The sequence below is a fragment of the Mesorhizobium sp. M00.F.Ca.ET.216.01.1.1 genome (assembly GCF_004010325.2).
Taxonomy (GTDB): Bacteria; Pseudomonadota; Alphaproteobacteria; order Rhizobiales; family Rhizobiaceae; genus Mesorhizobium.
Genome location: NZ_SADR02000004.1, coordinates 80,734 through 98,694, shown reverse-complemented (window position 1 = coordinate 98,694; position 17,961 = coordinate 80,734). Strand labels below are relative to the sequence as shown.

The following is a 17,961-nucleotide window of genomic DNA, read 5'->3' as shown; positions in this document are numbered from 1 at the left end:
TCGGGATCGATTATCCTCGCAATCGCCTGGGGCGTGTCGCCGTGAGGAGCGACTGACGCCGGCGGGGGAATCCATGAGCAGCAACGCGACACCGTCCGCCCCGCAGGCACAGGTCTTCAGCCTTTCGCCGTTTTCAGCCGCTCCCGCCATCCTGGCCTGTGCGATGATGCCGTTCCTTCTGGCCGGCTGCCAGAGGCAGGAGGCGGCCGCCAAGAAACTGCCCATCATGGTGCGCACCGAGACGGTGGCGATCGCCGACTATGCGCCGAGGACCTCGCTGACTGGTGTGATCGCCGCGCGCACGCTGAACAACCTGTCCTTCCGTGTCGGCGGCCGGGTTGCCGAACGCCTCGTCGAGATCGGCCAGCATGTCGACAAGGACGCAGTGCTTGCCCGCATCGATCCACAGGAACAGGAATCCGACCTGCGCTCGGCGCAGGCTGATCTCGACGCAGCGCAGGCGCAGGTCACACAGGCCGCAGCAGCCTTCCAACGGCAAAAGACGCTGCTTTTGCAGGGCTATACGACAAGGCGCGACTTTGACGCCGCCGACCAGACGCTGAAAGTGGCGCAAGGCAGCGTCGATGCTGCACAAAGCGCGCTCGCCAACGCCAAGGAGAACCTCTCCTTCACCGAGCTCAGGGCCGGTGCGGCTGGCATCATCACCGCCCGCCAGGTTGAAGCCGGGCAAGTGGTGGAAGCGGCACAGACCGTCTTCACCGTCGCTGAGGACGGCGATCGCGATGCGGTCTTCAACGTCCACGAAACGCTGGTTGCCCAGATGCCGGCGCCGCCGCCGGTCACGATCACGCTGCAGTCCGACCCGCAGGTCAAGGCGATCGGCAAGGTGCGCGAAATCTCGCCGGCGGTTGACCCGGCCTCGGGCTCGATCCGGGTCAAGGTCGCCATTCCCGACACACCCTCCGGCATGCCGCTGGGTGCGGCCGTGATCGGCTCGGCCAGCGCCAGGCCGGTAAAGGCCGTCCTGCTGCCCTGGCAGGCGTTGACCTCGAGCGACGGCAAGCCGGCAGTCTGGGTTGTCGATCAAGGGACCAAGGTGGTGGCGACGACGCCGGTTGAGGTGCTGGCCTTCGATTCTGGCGTGGTCGTCATCGACAAGGGGCTGGCGGAAGGGCAAAGCGTCGTCACCGCCGGCGTGCAATTGCTGAGCCCCGGACAGACCGTCGAGATAGCGGGGGCGGGACAATGAGCCGGCTGCCGCGCACCCCTGTCCTGCTTATCGTTGTCCTGCTTGTGCTTTCGTCGCTCGCCGCCTGCTCGCAATCGGAAGAGAAGGCGCCCGAGATCATCCGGCCGGTGCTGTCGGTAGTAGTCGAGCCGCGCACCAATGACACCTTCGGCTTCGCCGGCTCGGTCGAGCCGCAATTCAGCGCCGAGCTCGCCTTCCGCCTGCTTGGCCGGGTTGTCTCCCGCGACGTCAAGGTCGGCGACGTCGTCAGCAGGGGAACAACGATCGCCGCGCTCGACCCGACGGCGCTTGAGCTTGCCGTGCAGGCGGCGAAGGCGGAACTCTCCAATGCCCAGGCGCAATTTGCCAATGCCTCCGCGAGCGAGGAACGCCAGCGCCAGCTGCTCGCCGCCGCCAACACCTCGCAGGCCGTCCTCGATGCGGCGCAGCAGGCCAGGCAAGCAGCGGCGGCCGGTGTCGAACGGGCCGCCGCCGCACTTGCCAAGTCGCAAGAGCAGCTCGGCTATGCCAGGTTGTTTTCCGACTTCGACGGCGTCGTCACGGCCGTCGGCGCCGAGGTCGGCCAGACGGTCTCGCCCGGCCAGACCGTCGTCACCGTGGCGCGCTCCAATCCGCGCGAGGCGGTGGTCGATATTCCCGATCGGCTGACCGGCGATCTTGCCGTCGGGGCGCCCTTCGAGATCACCCTGCAATCGCTGCCGACGATAAAGACGGAGGCCAAGCTGCGCGAGATCGCACCGCAGGCCGAAGGCTCGACCCGCACCCGCCGCGTCAGGCTGACGCTCATCGATCCGCCAACGGCATTCCGGCTCGGTTCGACGGTGACAGCAACACGCATGGCAAAAGTTGCGCCGACAATCGAGCTGCCGCTGTCGGCGCTGCTGCAGAAGAACGGCGCCGACAAGGTGTGGATCGTCGATGTGCAGACGTCGAGCGTCAGTGCGCGCGATATCAAGATCGCCGCCAAGGGCTCCGCCACATTCACAGTCGCCGAAGGCCTGGACGCCGGCATGCGTGTCGTCACCGCCGGCGTGCACAGCCTGGTGGAAGGCCAGAAGGTCAGGATTCCCGGCGAAGGGGCCACATGAAGGGCTTCAACCTCTCCGACTGGGCGCTCGGCCATCGTTCGCTGGTCTGGTACTTCATGCTGGTCTTCGTCGTCGCCGGCGTCTTTGCCTATCTTAATCTCGGTCGCGAGGAAGATCCCGCCTTCACCATCAAGACCATGGTCATCCAGGCCAACTGGCCCGGTGCTTCGGTCAACGAGACGCTGCGGCAAGTGACCGACCGCATCGAGAAGAAGCTCGAAGAGCTGGACAGCCTCGATTTCACCCGCTCGGTCACCACCGCAGGCAAGACCGTCATCTTCGTCAACCTGAAGCCGACCACCAAGGCACGCGATGTCGTGCCGACCTGGCTGCAGGTGCGCAACATGGTCAACGACATCTGGTCGCAGTTCCCGCAAGGCATGCAGGGGCCATTCTTCAACGACCGCTTCGGCGACGTCTTCGGCAATATCTATGCCTTCACCGCTGACGGGCTGACGCTTCGCCAGCTGCGCGACTATGTCGAGGAGGCGCGGACAAAGATCCTGACCGTGCCTAACGCCGGCAAAGTCGACCTTGTCGGCGCCCAGGACGAGGCGATTTATCTCGAATTCTCGACCCGCCAGATCGCCTCACTCGGCCTCAATCAGCAGGCGATCGTGGCGAGCCTGCAGGCGCAGAACGCCATCACGCCGTCCGGCGTCATCCAGTCCGGGCCGGAGCGCATCAGCGTGCGCGTCGGCGGCCAGTTCACCTCGGAGGAAAGCCTTCGCGCCATCAACCTGCGCGTCAACGACCGGTTCTTCCGGCTGAGCGACGTGGCGACAATCCGGCGTGGCTATGCCGATCCGCCGACGGCATTGTTCCGCTTCAATGGGCAGGACGCGATCGGGCTCGCCATCGGCATGAAGCCCAACGCCAATCTGCTCAAATTCGGCGAGGCCTTGCACGAAGAGATGAACAAGGTGCTGGCCGACCTGCCGGTGGGCGTCGGCGTGCATCTGGTGGCCGACCAGCCGGTCATCGTTGAGGAGGCCGTATCAGGCTTCACCCGCGCGCTGTTCGAGGCGGTCGCCATCGTGCTCGCCGTGTCCTTCATCAGCCTCGGCATGCGCGCCGGCTTCGTGGTGGCGCTATCGATCCCGCTGGTGCTGGCCATTACCTTCACGGTCATGGCCTATCTCGGCATCTCGCTGCAGCGCATTTCACTCGGCGCGCTGATCATCGCGCTCGGCCTTCTGGTCGACGACGCCATGATCGCGGTGGAAATGATGGTGGCGCGGCTGGAGATCGGCGACAATCTGCGCAAGGCGGCGACGTATGTCTACACCTCGACTGCCTTTCCAATGCTGACCGGCACGCTGGTGACGGTCGCCGGCTTCATTCCGATCGGCCTCAATAACAGCGCCGCCGGCGAATACACTTTCACGCTGTTCGTCGTCATTGCGGTGTCGCTGCTGGTGTCGTGGATCGTGGCGGTGCTGTTTGCACCGCTGCTCGGCGTCACCATCCTGCCGGCGGAGATGAAGCAAAAGCATCACGAGCAGCCCAGCCGTTTCACTTCGCTGTTCCGGCGTATCCTTGTCGGCTCGGTGCGCAATCACTGGCTGACGATCATCGCCACCGTGCTTTTGTTCGCCGCCTCACTGGCAGGCTTTGGCCTCGTCCAGCAGCAATTCTTTCCGCCGTCCGACCGTCCGGAACTGATCATCGACTGGAACCTGCCACAGAACTCGTCGATCGCCGAGACACGGGACCAGATAGAGCGATTCGAGCAGCGGGCCCTGGTCGGCAATCCCGACATCGACCATTTCAGCTCCTATATCGGCCAGGGCGCGGTGCGCTTCGTGCTCGCCTATGACGTACAGCCGGCCAATCCCTATTTCGGCCAGACCGTCATCGTCACCAAGAGCATCGAGGCGCGCAACCGGGTCAAGCCGGCGCTGGAAAAGCTGCTGCGCGAGGAGTTCGTCGGCACCGACGCCTTCGTCAAGCTGCTCGAACTCGGGCCGCCGGTCGGGCGCCCGGTGCAATATCGCGTCGGCGGCCCTGACATCCAGACGGTGCGAGAGCTGGCGCAGGCGTTCGCCGGCGTCATTTCCGCCAACCCGAAACTGGCAGCACCGACCTTCGACTGGAACGAGCCGCAGCGGGTGCTGAGGGTCGACGTGCTGCAGGACAAGGCGCGCCAGCTCGGCATCACCTCCACCGACATTGCCAGCACGCTGAACAGCACTGTCGGCGGCTCGGCCATCACCCAGGTACGCGACGCCACCTATCTGATCAACGTGGTAGCCCGCTCACGCGAGGCCGAGCGGGGCTCGATCAACACGCTGCAAAACATGCAGCTGCCGACCGGCACCGGCGAGGCGATCCCGCTCGCGGCGGTGGCGAACTTCCGCTACGAGCTCGAACAGCCGGCGGTATGGCGCCGCGACCGTATCCCGACCATCACGGTTCGCGCCGGGCTGGTCGGCGACGTACTGCCCGCCACCGTCGTCAACGAACTGAAGCCCTCGGTCGACGCCTTCATCGCCAAGCTGCCACCGGGCTATACAATCGCCACTGCCGGCTCGGTCGAGGAAAGCGCCAATAGCCAGGGGCCGATCGCCGCCGTAGTGCCGCTAATGCTGTTCATCATGGCGACCATCCTGATGGTGCAGCTGCAGAGCTTCCAGCGCCTGTTCCTGGTCGTCGCGGTTGCACCGCTCGGGCTGATCGGCGTGGTCGCGGCACTGGTGCCGAGCGGCGCACCGCTCGGCTTCGTCGCCATCCTAGGCGTGCTGGCGCTGATCGGCATCCTGATCCGCAACTCCGTCATCCTGATCGTGCAGATCGAAGATCTGGTCGCCGAGGGCAAGGATCGCTGGGCGGCCGTCATCGAGGCGACCGAGCACCGCATGCGGCCGATTGCACTGACGGCGGCCGCCGCCAGCCTGGCGCTGATCCCGATCGCACGCGAAGTGTTCTGGGGGCCGATGGCCTATGCCATGATGGGCGGCATCATCGCCGGCACGGCGATCACCCTGCTGTTCCTGCCGGCGCTGTACGTCACGTGGTTCCGCATCAAGGAGCCGAAAAGGACGCCGGGAGGCGAACCCGTACCAGATGAAGTCGTAGCGAAAAGCGGCTCGGCCTGAGGGCAAGGTGCGAATTGCCTCGCGTTATGTCCTCACAAACCCCTCGCTGGCCCTCAGCAAATTGCGCGTATAATCCTTCGTCACCTGCCGCTGGACAAGATCGTCCGCGGTGAGATCCTCGACCGCCTCGCCGTTCTGCATCACCATCAGCCGCTCGCACATATGGGTGATGATGGCGAGGTCGTGGCTGACCATCAGGAAGGTCAGCTTGCGCCGCCGCCGGATCTCTTCCAGCAGGTTGAGCACTTCTGCCTGCACGGAAGCGTCGAGCGCCGAAGTCGGTTCGTCGAGCAGCAGGATCGACGGCTCGAGGATCAGGGCGCGCGCGATCGCGACGCGCTGGCGCTGGCCACCGGACAATTGATGCGAATAGCGGAAGCGGAAGCCGCTTCCGAGGCCGACTTCGTCTAGCGCCCGCTGGATGCGCTTCTCGCCATCGGCGAAGCCGTGGATGGCGAGCGGCTCCTGCAGCAGGCGGTCGACGGTCTGGCGCGGGTGCAGCGAGCCGTACGGGTCCTGGAAGACCATCTGCACTTCGCGGTAGAAGGCCTTGTCGCGACGCGTGCCAAGCCTCTTGCCATTGACGGTGATGGTGCCCGAAGCGGCCGGCGCGAGGCCGGCGATCGCTCTCAGCAGCGTCGATTTGCCGGAGCCGGATTCGCCGACCAGACCGAAGGATTCGCCGGATTGCACTTCGAGGCTGACGCCCTTCAGCGCGCGAAAGCGGTCGAAGACCACCTCCAGCCTGTCGACGGAAAGAGCCAACGTCATGCCGCCCACTCCGGCTTGCGGTCGAGCACCGGCAGCGGGTGTCGGTCGGCGCCAATCTTCGGCATGCAGTTGAGCAGGCCGCGGGTATAGGGATGCTGGGCGCGGCCGAGTTCGGACGCCGCCAGCTGCTCGATCACCTTGCCGGCATACATGACGATGACGCGGTCGCAGAAAGACGAGACCAGGCGCAGATCGTGCGAGATGAAGATCAGCCCCATGCCGCGCTCGCTGACCAGCCTGTCGAGGATGCCGAGCACGTCGAGCTGCACGGTGACGTCGAGCGCCGAGGTCGGCTCGTCGGCGATCATCATCTCCGGTCCCGCGATCAGCATCATGGCGATCATGGCGCGCTGGCCCATGCCGCCGGAAACCTCATGCGGATGCAGGTCGAAGACGCGGGCCGGGTCGCGGATCTGCACCGCCTCCAGCATGGCAAGCGCGCGGTCGCGGGCTTCGGCCTGGCCGACCTTCTCATGCGTGCGCAGCGTCTCGACGATCTGGCGGCCGATGCTCATCACCGGATCAAGCGAATATTTCGGGTCCTGCAGGATCATGGCGATGCGCTTGCCGCGCAGCGCCCGGCGATCGCGCGGCGATGCCGCCAACAGGTCGATGCCGTCGAAGGCAAGCTTCTTCGCCGTGACTTCGGCCTGCGGCGGGGTCAGGCCCATGATGGCGCGGCCGGTCTGCGACTTGCCCGACCCGGATTCGCCGACGATGCCGAGCCGCTCGCGGCCGAGCGAGAAGGAGACACCGCGCACCGCCTGGATCAGGCCGGTACGCGTCGGGAAGGTGACGCGCAGGTCGTCGACGTCGAGAAGCGTGCTCATTGGTCGCCACTCCGGGGATCGAGCGCATCGCGCAGGCCGTCGCCGAGCAGGTTGAAGCCGAGGCTGACGATGAGGATTGCGGCACCCGGCGCGCCGGCTACCCACCACTGGTCGAGCACGAAGCGGCGGCCCGACGCGATCATCGCGCCCCATTCGGGCAACGGCGGCTGCGCGCCGAGGCCGAGGAAGCCGAGACCGGCGGCGGTCAGGATGATGCCGGCCATGTCGAGCGTCACCCTGATGATCAGCGAGGAGATGCAGAGCGGCATGATATGGCGAAGCACGATGCGGAACGGCGAGGCGCCCATTAGTTGCACCGCCTTGATGTAATCCGAATTGCGCACGGTCAGAGTTTCGGCGCGGGCGATGCGCGCGTAAGGTGGCCATGAGGTGATGGCGATGGCGAGCACCGCATTCTCGATGCCGGGGCCGAGTGCGGCGACGAAGGCCAATGCCAGGATCAGCTTCGGAAAGGCGAGGAAGATATCGGTGATGCGCATCAGGATCGCATCGGTCCAGCCGCCTGCATAACCGGCGACGGTGCCGACCAGCAGGCCGATCGGAGCAGCGATGATGGCGACGAGAATGACGACGTAGAGCGTCCATCGGGATCCGAAGATGATGCGCGAAAGGATGTCGCGGCCGAGGTCATCGGTGCCGAACCAGTGCTCGGCGCTCGGTACCAGAAGCCGGGAACCTTTCAGGTCGCCGAATGTCGGCGAATAGGGGGCCAGGACGCCGGCAAGGGCGGCGACGACCAGCAGGGCGAGGATGATGAGCAGACCGAGAAACGCCAGCCGGTTGGCGGAAAAGCGCCGCCACGCCACATAGGCGCGGCCGAGCCTTGCCTGCATGCGCGACGCCGGCCGCTCGCTGAGCAGCCAGTCTCGACGGCTCTGAATCGCAAGATCGCTCATCCTGCTTTGGTCCTCGGATCGAGCACCCGGTAGAGCAGGTCGGACAGAAGATTGATGCCGATGAAAACCGAGCCGATGATGATGGTGCCGCCGAGCACCGCGTTCATGTCGGCGTTCTGCAGCGAATTGGTGATATAAAGGCCGATTCCCGGCCACGAGAATACCGTCTCGGTCAGCACCGAACCTTCGAGCAGCCCGGCATAGGAAAGCGCAATCACGGTGACCATCGGCACCGCAGCGTTGCGCAGCGCATGGCCCCAGATGATGCGTGTTTCCGACAGACCCTTGGCGCGCGCCGCGACGATATATTCCTGGGCAAGCTCGTTGAGCATGAACGAGCGCGTCATGCGGCTGACATAAGCGAGCGAGAAATAGCCGAGCAGCGAAGCCGGCAGGATGATGTGGCGGAAGGCATCATAAAAAACGTCCCACTGCCGCTGCCACAGCGAATCCAGCAGAAAGAAGCCGGTAATCGGCGTGAACGTGTATTCGTAGACGACGTCGAGGCGGCCGGGAAAGGCGACCCATTGCAGCTTGGCGTAGAACAGCACCAGCGCCAGCAGCCCCAGCCAGAAGATCGGCACGGAGTAACCTACCAGGCCGATGATCCGCACGACCTGGTCGATGATGCTGCCGCGCCTGACTGCAGCCAGCACGCCGAGCGGCACGCCGATGACGGAACCGATCAATGTTCCCAGCGTCGCCAGTTCGATCGTCGCGGGAAAAGCACGACGGATGTCGGTCATCACCGGATTGGTGGTCAGCACCGAGGTGCCGAAATCGCCGTTCAGCGCGTTTTTCACATAGATGTAGAACTGCTCGACCAGCGGCAAGTCGAGCCCCATCTCGCGGCGCGTGCGCTCGACGACATTGGCCGGCGCCCGGTCGCCGAGCACCGCAAGCACCGGGTCTATGGGGATAACGCGGCCGATGAAGAAGGTCACCGCGAGAAGACCGATATAGGTCGTTATCGCGATGACCAGGAAACGGGCAATCGATGACGCGACAGCGACAGCACGGGCGCCGCCGCGCCCTGCTTCCGCTTCTCTTCTTTCAACTACGCTCATGCGGCGCTTCCGCCGGCATCACTCCTTCGAAATCGTGCCGACAAAATTGGTGTCGAAGCTCGGGCCAAGCGCAAAGCCCTTGAGGTTCTTGCGCAGGCCAGCCACCTCCAGCTGCTGGTGAATGACGATGAAGGGGCTGGTGTCGAGGATCTTCTTCTGCAGATCCTGGTACATTGCAGCACGCTTGGCGGAATCCTTCTCAAGCAGGGCCGCCTCGGTTTGCTTGGTCAAATCCGGAATATCCCAGGCATTGCGCCAGGCAAGAGTCTTGGTCTTGCCTTCATCCGAATTGTCGGGATTGCTGGCAAAGGTCTGGGCATTGGAGTTCGGATCGAAATAATCCTGGCCCCACTGGCCGATATAGATGTCGTGGTTGCGGGCGCGGTATTTGGTCAGCGTCTGCTTGCCGTCGCCGGGGATGATCTCCAGCTTGATGCCGGCCTGCCCCACCGTCTGCTGGAACGATTCCGCCATGCCCGTCACCGGCTGGGTGCTGCGTACGTCCATGGTTACGCTGAAGCCGTCGGGCAAGCCAGCCTTGGCGAGCAGTTCCTTGGCCTTGGCGACATCGAGCTTGAACGGGTTCTCGTCGATTGCGCCCAGATCGCCCTTGGGGAGGAAAGATTGGTGGATCTCGCCGATGCCCTTGAGGATGGTGGAGCCCAGCGCGTCATAGTCGACCAGATATTTGAAGGCCTGGCGAACCTCGGGCTTGGCGAGGTTCGGGTTCTTCTGGTTGAGGCTGATGTAGTAGACCGTGCCCTTCGGGGCGCTGGTGGTGGTTAGGTCGGCGTTCTTGGCAATGGCGTCGAGGTCGTTCGGCTCGAGGTTGCGGGCAACGTCGATGTCGCCTGCTTCCAGCGCCAGGCGCTGGCCCGAGCTTTCCTTCATGTTGCGATAGATGACGCGGGCAAGCTTGGCCTTTTCGCCGTAGTAGTTGTCGTTGCGCTCCAGCACGACGGCCTCGTTGGCGCGCCATTCGCGCAGCTTGAAGGCGCCGGAGCCGGCATAGCCGGTCTTCAGCCAGGCGTTGCCGAAATCGTTGTCGTATTTGTAGTCGGCGCTCGGCGTCACCGGAGCGATATGTTCCTTGACCAGCTTGCTGTCGACGACCGAGGCAACCGTCGCAGACAGACAGTTCAGGACGAAGCTCGGCGCATAGGCCTTGTCGACGGTGAACTGGAATGTCGTGTCGTCGACAGCCTTGGCCTTGTCGGCAACATCGTCGCCGCTGATGCCGAACTGATTGATGATGAAGGCCGGGCTCTTGTCCAGCTTGACGGCGCGCTCGAACGAGTAGGCGACATCCGCCGCGGTGATCGGATTGCCGGAGGCGAATTTCAGGCCGGGCTTGAGCTTGAAAGTGTAGGTCAGGCCATCGTCTGAGACGCTCCAGCTTTCGGCGAGGTCACCCTTGACCTTGGAGGTATCGCTGAGGTCGAGGCGCACGAGAAGATCATAGGTATTACCGGTGACCTCCGCCGTCGACAGCTCGAATGCCTCGCCCGGATCCATGGTGATGATGTCGTCGATCGCGAAACCTTCGACCAGCGTATCGGCGGGCGTAACCGCAAAGGCAGGCGCGCCGGCCAGAAGCAGCGCCGACATGGCCGCGCCCGCAAGCAAGAAGCGGGAGCGAAGAGCAAACTTTTCCATCATCATCGTCATTGTTCCCTGTTTTGTTGACCTGAGTTCCCGGCTCAGGGTTCGGCATTTCTTGCCGGATCGAATGAGGCCCCTGAACCGGTTGTCTTGGCATTTTTTGTCCAGTTCGGCCTCACCATATCCGGCGGTTTCGAGCGCGGCAACGAGCATTTGCAGTGTGGTTGGTTGGGCCAGACCGGCTGCGGCGATCGGTCGGCAGCAACAACCCGTTTTGCAGCTACTTCAACGCCGAGACCAGATCGGCATCGGGAAAACAGGTGGCGACGCGGCCGGTGCTGGCCTGCCACTTGCCGATCGAGCGGCGCGTCTTGAAACCGGGCAGGCCGTCGGCGCTGCCGACATCGTAGCCCTTGGCCTCCAGCGTCCGCTGCAGGGCGGCGATATCGGACCGGTACAGTCCACCGACCGCGCCCCAGCTGCCGGAAAAATTGCTGTCGCCATGGGCGATGCGGTCGGCGCCGTGGCCGATGAACAGGGCGTAGAGGTCGCTGGTATTGTATTGTTTCAGCACGTAGAAATTGGGGGTGACGATGAAGGCCGGACCGCTGCGCCCGGCCGGCATCAGCAGAAAGCCTTCGGCCTTCAATTCGCTGACCGGAAACGGCCTTGCCGCGACGCGCTTGATGCCCATCGCCGCCCATTCGGAAATTGTCCTGCCCTGGTCCGGGCCTTCGAGCGAGCATGAGACGCTCTCCGGCACAGACACCTCAAAACCCCAGCCGCGGCCCCTCACCCAACCATAGTGGACAAGATAATTGGCGATCGAGGCCAGAATGTCGGGCGTCGAATTCCAGATGTCGACCCTGCCGTCGCCATCGAAATCGACGGCATGTTTCAGGAAGGATGTCGGCATGAATTGCGGCTGGCCAAGCGCGCCTGCCCAGGACGATTTCATCGCGCCGACAGGCGCCAGGCGACGCTCGACGATGTCGAGCGCCGCCAGCACCTCGGTGCGAAAGAACTCTTTCTTTGTCGACATGAACGCCTTGGTGCCCAACACCTCGAAGGCGTCGTAAGGTATTTTCGCTGCGCCGAAGCCGGTCTCGCGGCCCCAGATCGCCAGCAGCACCTCGCCCGGCACGCCGTAGCGTTTCTCGACCGCGGCCAGCGTCCTGGCATTGGCCGCCTCGCGCGTCCGCCCGCCGGCGGCCACAGCACGCACCGTCTTTTCGGCGAAATAGGCGCCGGGCGAGCCGAACTCGGCCTGATGCTGCTTCTGCGGCGTCGTCGCCTGCTGGCCCGGCATCACCAGGTCGGGCAGCTTGAGGTTTGGCTTCACGCCGTGGAAGGCGGCATCGAAAGTGTTCTTGGAGATGCCTTCGGCCTTGGCTTCGGGCCAGAGGTCATTGCCGAGCCAGGCGCGGAACTGGTCGTCGATTGTCGTGGCAGAGGCGGGGGTGGCGATGATGAGAGCGATAAGCGCTGCTAGGAAAGAGATGGCGGCCAATCTGTAAAGTTCGCGTTCCTTCGCAATCACATCAGGAAAACCGCTCACCACAGATTCCTTCATCGCAACCGTCTCAAAACTCCGTCCGCGAGCGCAGCGCGGCAGCCAGCGTGCCTTCGTCGAGATAGTCGAGCTCGCCGCCGACCGGGACGCCATGCGCCAGCCGCGTCACCTTGACCTCGAAACCGGACAGCTGATCGGTGAGGTAATGCGCGGTGGTCTGGCCCTCGACGGTGGCGTTGACGGCAAGGATTACCTCCTTCACCTCGCCGCCGGCGATGCGGTCGACCAGCGAGCGGATGTTGAGCTGTTCGGGGCCAATGCCGTCGAGCGGCGACAGCGTGCCGCCCAGCACATGGTAGCGCACGTTCATGGCGGCCGCCCGCTCCAGTGCCCAGAGATCGGAGACATCCTCGACGACGATGAGCGTGGCGGGGTCGCGGCGCGGATCGGTGCAGATCATGCAGGGATCGGACGTGTCGACATTGCCGCAGGTCGAGCAGATGCGCACCTTGTCGACCGCCTCGGCCATGGCGTTGGCGAGCGGCGACAGCAACTGCTCCTTCTTCTTGATGAGATGCAGTGCGGCGCGCCTAGCCGAACGCGGACCGAGCCCCGGCACCTTGGCCAGCAACTGGATCAGGCGTTCGATCTCGGGACCGGCGATTCGCTTGGACATCGCATCGGTTTAGGATTTTTCCGCGCGCTTTGGAACACCAGCGCTGCGCGCTGTCTTTAGTATGCTTCCAGCGGACGGCTCTGGCTGGCGATCATCGCGCCGATGGCGTCGGTATTCTCGGGCGTCGATTCAAATGCCATCGCCGGCTGTGCCGGCGCGTCCGGGAACGAGGTGACGACCTGCGCGGTTGCAGGTCCGCCGAAGCGGGCAGCATCCGGTTCCTGCATAGGCTCCTGCATCGCCACCAGAGTCGGCTTCACAGTGGGTACTCTCATCGACTTCGCCGGTTGCGATGCGACGGCAGTCACAAACGTTACCTCGGCGGGGGTTGCCTTGGTGGGCGCCAGCTTGGCGGACGCGGCAGTCTGTGCCGGCTCCGCGGAAGCCACCTGCGTTGCCGGCGCGGCAGGCGCCGGCAACGCTCGAGGCGTCGCGGACGCCATGGCGACCGTGGGCTCGTCTGGCAGCGGCTTCCAGTTGCGGCCACGCTTTTCATAGAAGGCGTTGCCGCCGGCCAACATGGTGTAGTGCATATTCTTGTAAGGAAAGCGCAGGCCGGCAGTGTGGAAATACATCGTGTTTTTCAGCTTGCCCTTGCGCTCACCCTTGAGCACGGCCTCGGCGGCTTCCTCGACATCGGGCATCGCCTTCGAATTCATCGGCCGCGTCATGACGCCAGGGGCGAACTGGCCGCGCTCGCCGACGACCTCGCAGATGGTGTTGCCATGCTGGCCCGAGCGCAGCCGGTTCATGACGACGGTGCCGACGGCGATCATGCCGTCACGGCTCGACCTGTTGGACTCGAAGAACATCGCCCGCTCCAGGCATTCCTTGTCCTTCGCCGTGTGACGGTAGGAACGGGACAGGAAGCTCGGCGTGATGGCGTCGGTCAGGCTGGCGACCGACATGCCGTGCGTGGTGGTCTGACTGCAACCGGCCAGAAACAGCGGAGAGGTGACGATGCCGAATAGCAGCAGCGGCGTCTTCCATCGCGTCGCGATCAACAAAAGTGCCTCATTTTTCAGCTGCCAGCCCGCCCCGAGATGTGGCAAGAATGAGACTCTTTCCGGCAAAAAGATGGCTAAAGGGTTAGCATTCCATCGGCATGGGTAAAACTTTATGAATGGCTGGAAATAGCCGCGTGAACACTCGCGAGAAAACCGTTAACAACACGGTTCGCGATCAATTTCCTTTCATAATCAATTAACTGGTCGCAGTCGGCTCAGAATGGCAGTTTCATTCCCGGCGGGATCGGCAAACCTGCCGTCAGCGCCTTGGTCTTCTCCTGCATGATCTGCTCGACCTTATTTTTGGCATCATTGTGAGCCGCAAGAAGCAGATCTTCGAGGATCTCGATCTCGGCCTCCTTGAACAGCGAAGGATCGATCTTCAGCGACTTCATCTCGAATTTGCCGGTCAGCGTCACGCTGACCAGGCCGCCGCCGGCCTGCCCGGTGGCTTCCAGCGTGGCGATCTCGTCCTGCATGGCCTGGAACTTGGCCTGCATTTCCTTCGCCTTGCCCATCAGGCCGAGAAGATCTTTCATCGTGGGGTCCTCTACGATTGATAATTCTTTGTCTGAGCGGGATCTTCTCCGAAAATCGGCTCCCACTTTTCGGGATCATGCTTCAGGTTTCGTCGTCGTCCGCCGCCGGCTCGACCGGCAAATCGGCTTCGACGGTCTCGGCTTCCGGCGCGTCGGGAATGCGCACGTCGATGATTTTGGCGCCGGGAAAGCGTGCCAGGATTGCGGCAACGGTCGGATCGCTCCTGGCATCGAGGAAGGCATTTTCGCGCTTGGTCGATTCCATCTCGGCCAGGGTCTGGCCACCCGCTTCCTTCGACAGCGACACCAGCCAGTTGCGGCCGGTCCATGCGCGCAGCTTGGCGGTCAGGTCGTTGAGCAGCATCTTCGGTGCATCGTCGGTCAGGCTGACGTCGATGCGGCCGGGCTCGATGCGCACCGCGCGCACGCAGCGCTTCACCAGCACCTTGAAGGCCATGTCGCGATGAGTGTCGGCAAGGGCGGCGATGTCGGCCAGCGACTTCACCGGTACCGGCGGCACCTCGACGGCGGGCTCCGGCGCCGCCACGAAAGCGGGAGGCATCGGTTCGGCCTCGACCAGCCGCATCGTCTGCGCGCCGCCGCCGGTCGTCGGCATCCGCGTCTGCGCCACCGGGCTGACGCCACCGCCATTGCTAGGGCTCGCAGGCGCACCGTTCGAACGTGGCGCACCACCGGGGACTGGCGTACCACTTGAGACTGGCACTCCGGCCTCCAGCGATTTCAGCGCCTCGTCCAGCGTCGGCAGGTCGGCGGCATGCGTCAGCCGGATCAGCACCATCTCGGCAGCGCTTACCGGCCGGTTGGAAGACTGCACCTCGGGAATGCCTTTCAACAGCATCTGCCATGTCCGCGACAGCACCCTGAGCGACAGCGCCTTGGCGAAGTCGGCGCCGCGCCGGCGTTCGTCCTCGGACAGCGAGGCATCCTCGATGGCCGCCGGTACGAAGCGCAAGCGGGTGACGAGATGGTTGAATTCGGCAAGGTCTGTCAGCACCGCGGCCGGATCGGCGCCGGTGTCGTACTGGTTGCGGAATTCGGCCAGTGCGGCCGCCACGTCGCCCTTCATCACATGCTCGAACAGGTCGACGATGCGGGCACGATCGGCGAGCCCGAGCATGGCACGCACGGCCTCGGCACTGACAACGCCGCTGCCGTGGGCGATCGCCTGGTCGAGAATGGACTGGGCGTCGCGCATCGACCCTTCAGCCGCCCGCGCGATCATTGCCAGCGCGTCGCTTTCGACCTCGATGCCTTCCAGTCCCGCTATTCTGGCAAGGTCGCTCTTGATCACCGCCGAATCGATGCGCCTGAGATCGAAGCGCTGGCAGCGCGACAACACGGTGATTGGCACCTTGCGGATTTCGGTAGTGGCAAAGATGAATTTGACGTGCGGCGGCGGCTCTTCCAGCGTCTTCAACAGGCCGTTGAAGGCCTGGGTGGAAAGCATGTGCACTTCGTCGATGATGTAGACCTTGTAGCGGGCCGAGACCGGCGCATAGCGCACACGGTCGATGATGTCGCGGATGTCGTCGATGCCGGTGTGGGAGGCGGCGTCCATCTCGATGACATCGACATGGCGGCCTTCCATGATCGCCCGGCAGTGCTCACCCAACTCGGTAAGCTCGACCGAAGGCTGATCGACGGTGGCGGTCTTGTAGTTGAGCGCCCGCGCCAGGATACGCGCCGTCGTCGTCTTGCCGACACCGCGCACACCGGTCAGCATCCAGGCCTGGGCGATGCGGCCGCTGGCAAAGGCATTGGTCAGCGTGCGGACCATCGGCTCCTGGCCGATCAGCTCGGAGAAATTCGTAGGGCGGTATTTGCGCGCCAGCACGCGATAGACGCCGGCCTTGTCCGTCCCAAAATTTCCGGCTTCGCTCATTCGCCGTTAAAGCTCCAAGGACCGCAACGCATGGCGGCCGATTCCTGCGCATAGTTTCGCTCGCACGGCTTGGCGCCGTCAATGTCGCGAGGGAAAGGCGAAGAGGCGGGAGGCTGGAACAATGACCCGTTCCGGGCTCGTTAGGGCTGCTTCCTTCCGGACCTGACCCGGTTGGCGAGTGGACCGTCCACCACCAACCTCCCGCGTTCCATATCGGCAATTCGGCGATGAAATGCAAGGGTGGACGAGAATCCGGCCAATGATTCGCTTGCAGCCCTCCTGCAGCCGCTCTAGCGTTCAGAAATCTGGGAAAAAGCTACAAAACCGTAGGAAACGCCAAATGCTGCCGGGCCTCAAGGCCGGATTCACGCTTGACTCCAGGTTGGAGGCTGACAGCGAGCAGTTGATGTGGCTCGGGCTGTGCGAATTGCGCGTGATGAACGACCGTCGCTGGCCGTGGCTGCTTCTGGTGCCGCAGCGGCCGGGTGTGGAGGAAATCCATGACATGACGCCGCTCGACCAGGCGATGCTAACCTTCGAGACCAACATGGTGGCGCAGGCGCTGAAGCAGACGACCGGCTGCACCAAGATCAACACGGGCGCGCTGGGCAATATCGTGCGCCAGCTGCATATCCATGTCATCGCGCGCTCGGAAGGTGATCCCGGCTGGCCGGGCCCGGTGTGGGGACACGGCATGCGCGAGCCTTACCAGCGCTCCGATATGCGCCGGTTTGCGCAACAGATAAAGGCGGCGCTATAAGCCTGACCGTGCCAATCCTAGCCGAGTCCCTCCATGACGTTCCGCCTGTTTGACGCACCTTTGCGCGAGCCGAGCCAGTTCGTCGGCTTCGCCGGCAACACGATCGACCGGCAGTCGGAGAACCGCGCCGACGATTCCGTCGAAAAGGCGCTCGCCGACCCCTCGGCAAGGCTTTTGCTTGTGCATGGCGGCCGGCTTTATCTGAAGCTCAGCGATGGCGTCTTCGACCCCTGGTTCAATATAGATGGAGGCCAGCCGCTGCGGGCGTTGCTCGAACAGGGCGTGCTGCTCGGCTTTTCCGAAAATGGCCCGGTGCTTGCCGTGCCGGCCGGCGTTGAGCCCGAGCAGCTTCCCGAAACCATCAAGGCCATCGACTATCGCTCGGTCTATATGCAGGGGCTGATCGACGAAGCGGCGGCCGGCGCGCTGGCACAAGGGGCAGCGTTGCTCGCCTGGCATGTCAGCCATCGTTTCTGCAGCAAATGCGGCACCGAATCGCAGATGCGGGCCGGCGGCTACAGGCGGCGCTGTCCGGCCTGCGGCACCGAGCATTTTCCGCGCACAGATCCGGTAGCGATCATGCTGACGGTGACAGCGGAAAAGTGCTTGCTCGGCCGCGGCCGGCATTTTGCGCCGGGCATGTATTCGGCGCTTGCCGGCTTCATCGAGCCGGGTGAGACGATCGAGGCGGCGGTGCGCCGCGAAACGCTGGAGGAGGCCGGCATCAGGCTTGGCCGCGTCGTCTACCACGCAAGCCAGCCGTGGCCGTTCCCCTATTCGCTGATGATCGGCTGCTTCGGCGAACCGCTCAACGACGACATCCAGGCCGACCTCAACGAGCTCGAAGACTGCCGCTGGTTCTTTCGCGACGAGGTGCGCTCGATGCTGGTCCGCGAGCATCCGGACGGCCTGGTCACGCCGCCGAAAGGGGCGATTGCGCATCACCTCATCCGCGCCTGGGCCGACAGCGCATAACCGTT

The 17,961-nt window shown here is 64.0% G+C and carries 15 protein-coding genes and 1 other RNA gene; 5 read left to right on the top strand and 11 right to left on the bottom strand.

What is annotated here, in order from left to right:
• Nucleotides 1-73 precede the first annotated feature (73 nt).
• From EN859_RS07255 to EN859_RS07245, 3 genes are read left to right on the top strand one after another with little or no spacing between them, the layout of a single operon-like run.
• On the top strand, nucleotides 74-1,210 hold the full coding sequence (locus EN859_RS07255; RefSeq protein WP_127852794.1) for an efflux RND transporter periplasmic adaptor subunit: 1,137 nt from the start codon (nucleotides 74-76) through the stop codon (nucleotides 1,208-1,210).
• Entirely contained in the window at nucleotides 1,207-2,298 is a 1,092-nt protein-coding gene (locus tag EN859_RS07250) for an efflux RND transporter periplasmic adaptor subunit (protein WP_127852795.1), read from the top strand. Before EN859_RS07255 ends, EN859_RS07250 begins: the two co-directional genes overlap by 4 nt.
• Nucleotides 2,295-5,396, top strand: coding sequence for an efflux RND transporter permease subunit (locus EN859_RS07245; protein ID WP_127852796.1), 3,102 nt, complete (start codon nucleotides 2,295-2,297; stop codon nucleotides 5,394-5,396). Before EN859_RS07250 ends, EN859_RS07245 begins: the two co-directional genes overlap by 4 nt.
• 24 nt (nucleotides 5,397-5,420) lie before the next feature.
• On the opposite strand, the gene EN859_RS07240 is transcribed toward EN859_RS07245, so the two are convergent.
• The 11 genes from EN859_RS07240 to ffs form a co-directional block, all read right to left on the bottom strand.
• Nucleotides 5,421-6,167, bottom strand: a complete 747-nt coding sequence (locus EN859_RS07240; protein WP_127852797.1) for an ABC transporter ATP-binding protein — start codon at nucleotides 6,165-6,167, stop codon at nucleotides 5,421-5,423.
• On the bottom strand, nucleotides 6,164-6,997 hold the full coding sequence (locus EN859_RS07235) for an ABC transporter ATP-binding protein (protein ID WP_127852798.1): 834 nt from the start codon (nucleotides 6,995-6,997) through the stop codon (nucleotides 6,164-6,166). The genes EN859_RS07240 and EN859_RS07235 overlap by 4 nt, the downstream gene beginning before the upstream one ends.
• On the bottom strand, nucleotides 6,994-7,914 hold the full coding sequence (nikC, locus tag EN859_RS07230; RefSeq protein ID WP_127852799.1) for a nickel transporter permease: 921 nt from the start codon (nucleotides 7,912-7,914) through the stop codon (nucleotides 6,994-6,996). The genes EN859_RS07235 and nikC overlap by 4 nt, the downstream gene beginning before the upstream one ends.
• Complete coding sequence (locus tag EN859_RS07225; RefSeq protein ID WP_127852800.1) at nucleotides 7,911-8,981, bottom strand: ABC transporter permease; 1,071 nt, start codon at nucleotides 8,979-8,981, stop codon at nucleotides 7,911-7,913. The genes nikC and EN859_RS07225 overlap by 4 nt, the downstream gene beginning before the upstream one ends.
• Nucleotides 8,982-8,999: 18 nt before the next feature.
• Nucleotides 9,000-10,640 (bottom strand): ABC transporter substrate-binding protein, encoded by a 1,641-nt coding sequence (locus tag EN859_RS07220; RefSeq protein WP_189501762.1) that lies wholly within the window; start codon nucleotides 10,638-10,640, stop codon nucleotides 9,000-9,002.
• A gap of 223 nt (nucleotides 10,641-10,863) precedes the next feature.
• Complete coding sequence (locus EN859_RS07215) at nucleotides 10,864-12,141, bottom strand: lytic murein transglycosylase (RefSeq protein WP_245525502.1); 1,278 nt, start codon at nucleotides 12,139-12,141, stop codon at nucleotides 10,864-10,866.
• A gap of 25 nt (nucleotides 12,142-12,166) precedes the next feature.
• Nucleotides 12,167-12,772 (bottom strand): recombination mediator RecR, encoded by a 606-nt coding sequence (recR, locus tag EN859_RS07210; RefSeq protein WP_127852803.1) that lies wholly within the window; start codon nucleotides 12,770-12,772, stop codon nucleotides 12,167-12,169.
• Between the two features lie 56 nt (nucleotides 12,773-12,828).
• Entirely contained in the window at nucleotides 12,829-13,776 is a 948-nt protein-coding gene (locus EN859_RS07205; protein WP_127852804.1) for a cell wall hydrolase, read from the bottom strand.
• Between the two features lie 218 nt (nucleotides 13,777-13,994).
• On the bottom strand, nucleotides 13,995-14,318 hold the full coding sequence (locus EN859_RS07200; RefSeq protein WP_127852805.1) for a YbaB/EbfC family nucleoid-associated protein: 324 nt from the start codon (nucleotides 14,316-14,318) through the stop codon (nucleotides 13,995-13,997).
• Between the two features lie 82 nt (nucleotides 14,319-14,400).
• A complete protein-coding gene (locus EN859_RS07195; RefSeq protein ID WP_127852806.1) occupies nucleotides 14,401-16,221 on the bottom strand; it encodes a DNA polymerase III subunit gamma/tau in 1,821 nt (606 codons plus the stop codon).
• A gap of 105 nt (nucleotides 16,222-16,326) precedes the next feature.
• Nucleotides 16,327-16,423: signal recognition particle sRNA small type (gene ffs / locus EN859_RS07190), an RNA gene on the bottom strand.
• 138 nt (nucleotides 16,424-16,561) lie between these two features.
• Between ffs and EN859_RS07185 the strand changes: the two genes are divergently transcribed.
• On the top strand, nucleotides 16,562-16,981 hold the full coding sequence (locus EN859_RS07185) for an HIT family protein (protein WP_127852807.1): 420 nt from the start codon (nucleotides 16,562-16,564) through the stop codon (nucleotides 16,979-16,981).
• 33 nt (nucleotides 16,982-17,014) lie between these two features.
• A complete protein-coding gene (nudC, locus tag EN859_RS07180; protein WP_127852808.1) occupies nucleotides 17,015-17,956 on the top strand; it encodes an NAD(+) diphosphatase in 942 nt (313 codons plus the stop codon).
• Nucleotides 17,957-17,961 lie beyond the last annotated feature (5 nt).

What these genes read in the sequence shown, in the direction of transcription:
- EN859_RS07255 (WP_127852794.1), top strand. Translation starts at nt 74, where the DNA reads ATGAGCAGCAACGCGACACCGTCCGCCCCGCAGGCACAGGTCTTCAGC.
- EN859_RS07250 (WP_127852795.1), top strand. Translation starts at nt 1,207, where the DNA reads ATGAGCCGGCTGCCGCGCACCCCTGTCCTGCTTATCGTTGTCCTGCTT.
- EN859_RS07245 (WP_127852796.1), top strand. Translation starts at nt 2,295, where the DNA reads ATGAAGGGCTTCAACCTCTCCGACTGGGCGCTCGGCCATCGTTCGCTG.
- EN859_RS07240 (WP_127852797.1), bottom strand. Translation starts at nt 6,167, where the DNA reads ATGACGTTGGCTCTTTCCGTCGACAGGCTGGAGGTGGTCTTCGACCGC.
- EN859_RS07235 (WP_127852798.1), bottom strand. Translation starts at nt 6,997, where the DNA reads ATGAGCACGCTTCTCGACGTCGACGACCTGCGCGTCACCTTCCCGACG.
- nikC (WP_127852799.1), bottom strand. Translation starts at nt 7,914, where the DNA reads ATGAGCGATCTTGCGATTCAGAGCCGTCGAGACTGGCTGCTCAGCGAG.
- EN859_RS07225 (WP_127852800.1), bottom strand. Translation starts at nt 8,981, where the DNA reads ATGAGCGTAGTTGAAAGAAGAGAAGCGGAAGCAGGGCGCGGCGGCGCC.
- EN859_RS07220 (WP_189501762.1), bottom strand. Translation starts at nt 10,640, where the DNA reads ATGATGGAAAAGTTTGCTCTTCGCTCCCGCTTCTTGCTTGCGGGCGCG.
- recR (WP_127852803.1), bottom strand. Translation starts at nt 12,772, where the DNA reads ATGTCCAAGCGAATCGCCGGTCCCGAGATCGAACGCCTGATCCAGTTG.
- EN859_RS07200 (WP_127852805.1), bottom strand. Translation starts at nt 14,318, where the DNA reads ATGAAAGATCTTCTCGGCCTGATGGGCAAGGCGAAGGAAATGCAGGCC.
- EN859_RS07195 (WP_127852806.1), bottom strand. Translation starts at nt 16,221, where the DNA reads ATGAGCGAAGCCGGAAATTTTGGGACGGACAAGGCCGGCGTCTATCGC.
- EN859_RS07185 (WP_127852807.1), top strand. Translation starts at nt 16,562, where the DNA reads ATGCTGCCGGGCCTCAAGGCCGGATTCACGCTTGACTCCAGGTTGGAG.
- nudC (WP_127852808.1), top strand. Translation starts at nt 17,015, where the DNA reads ATGACGTTCCGCCTGTTTGACGCACCTTTGCGCGAGCCGAGCCAGTTC.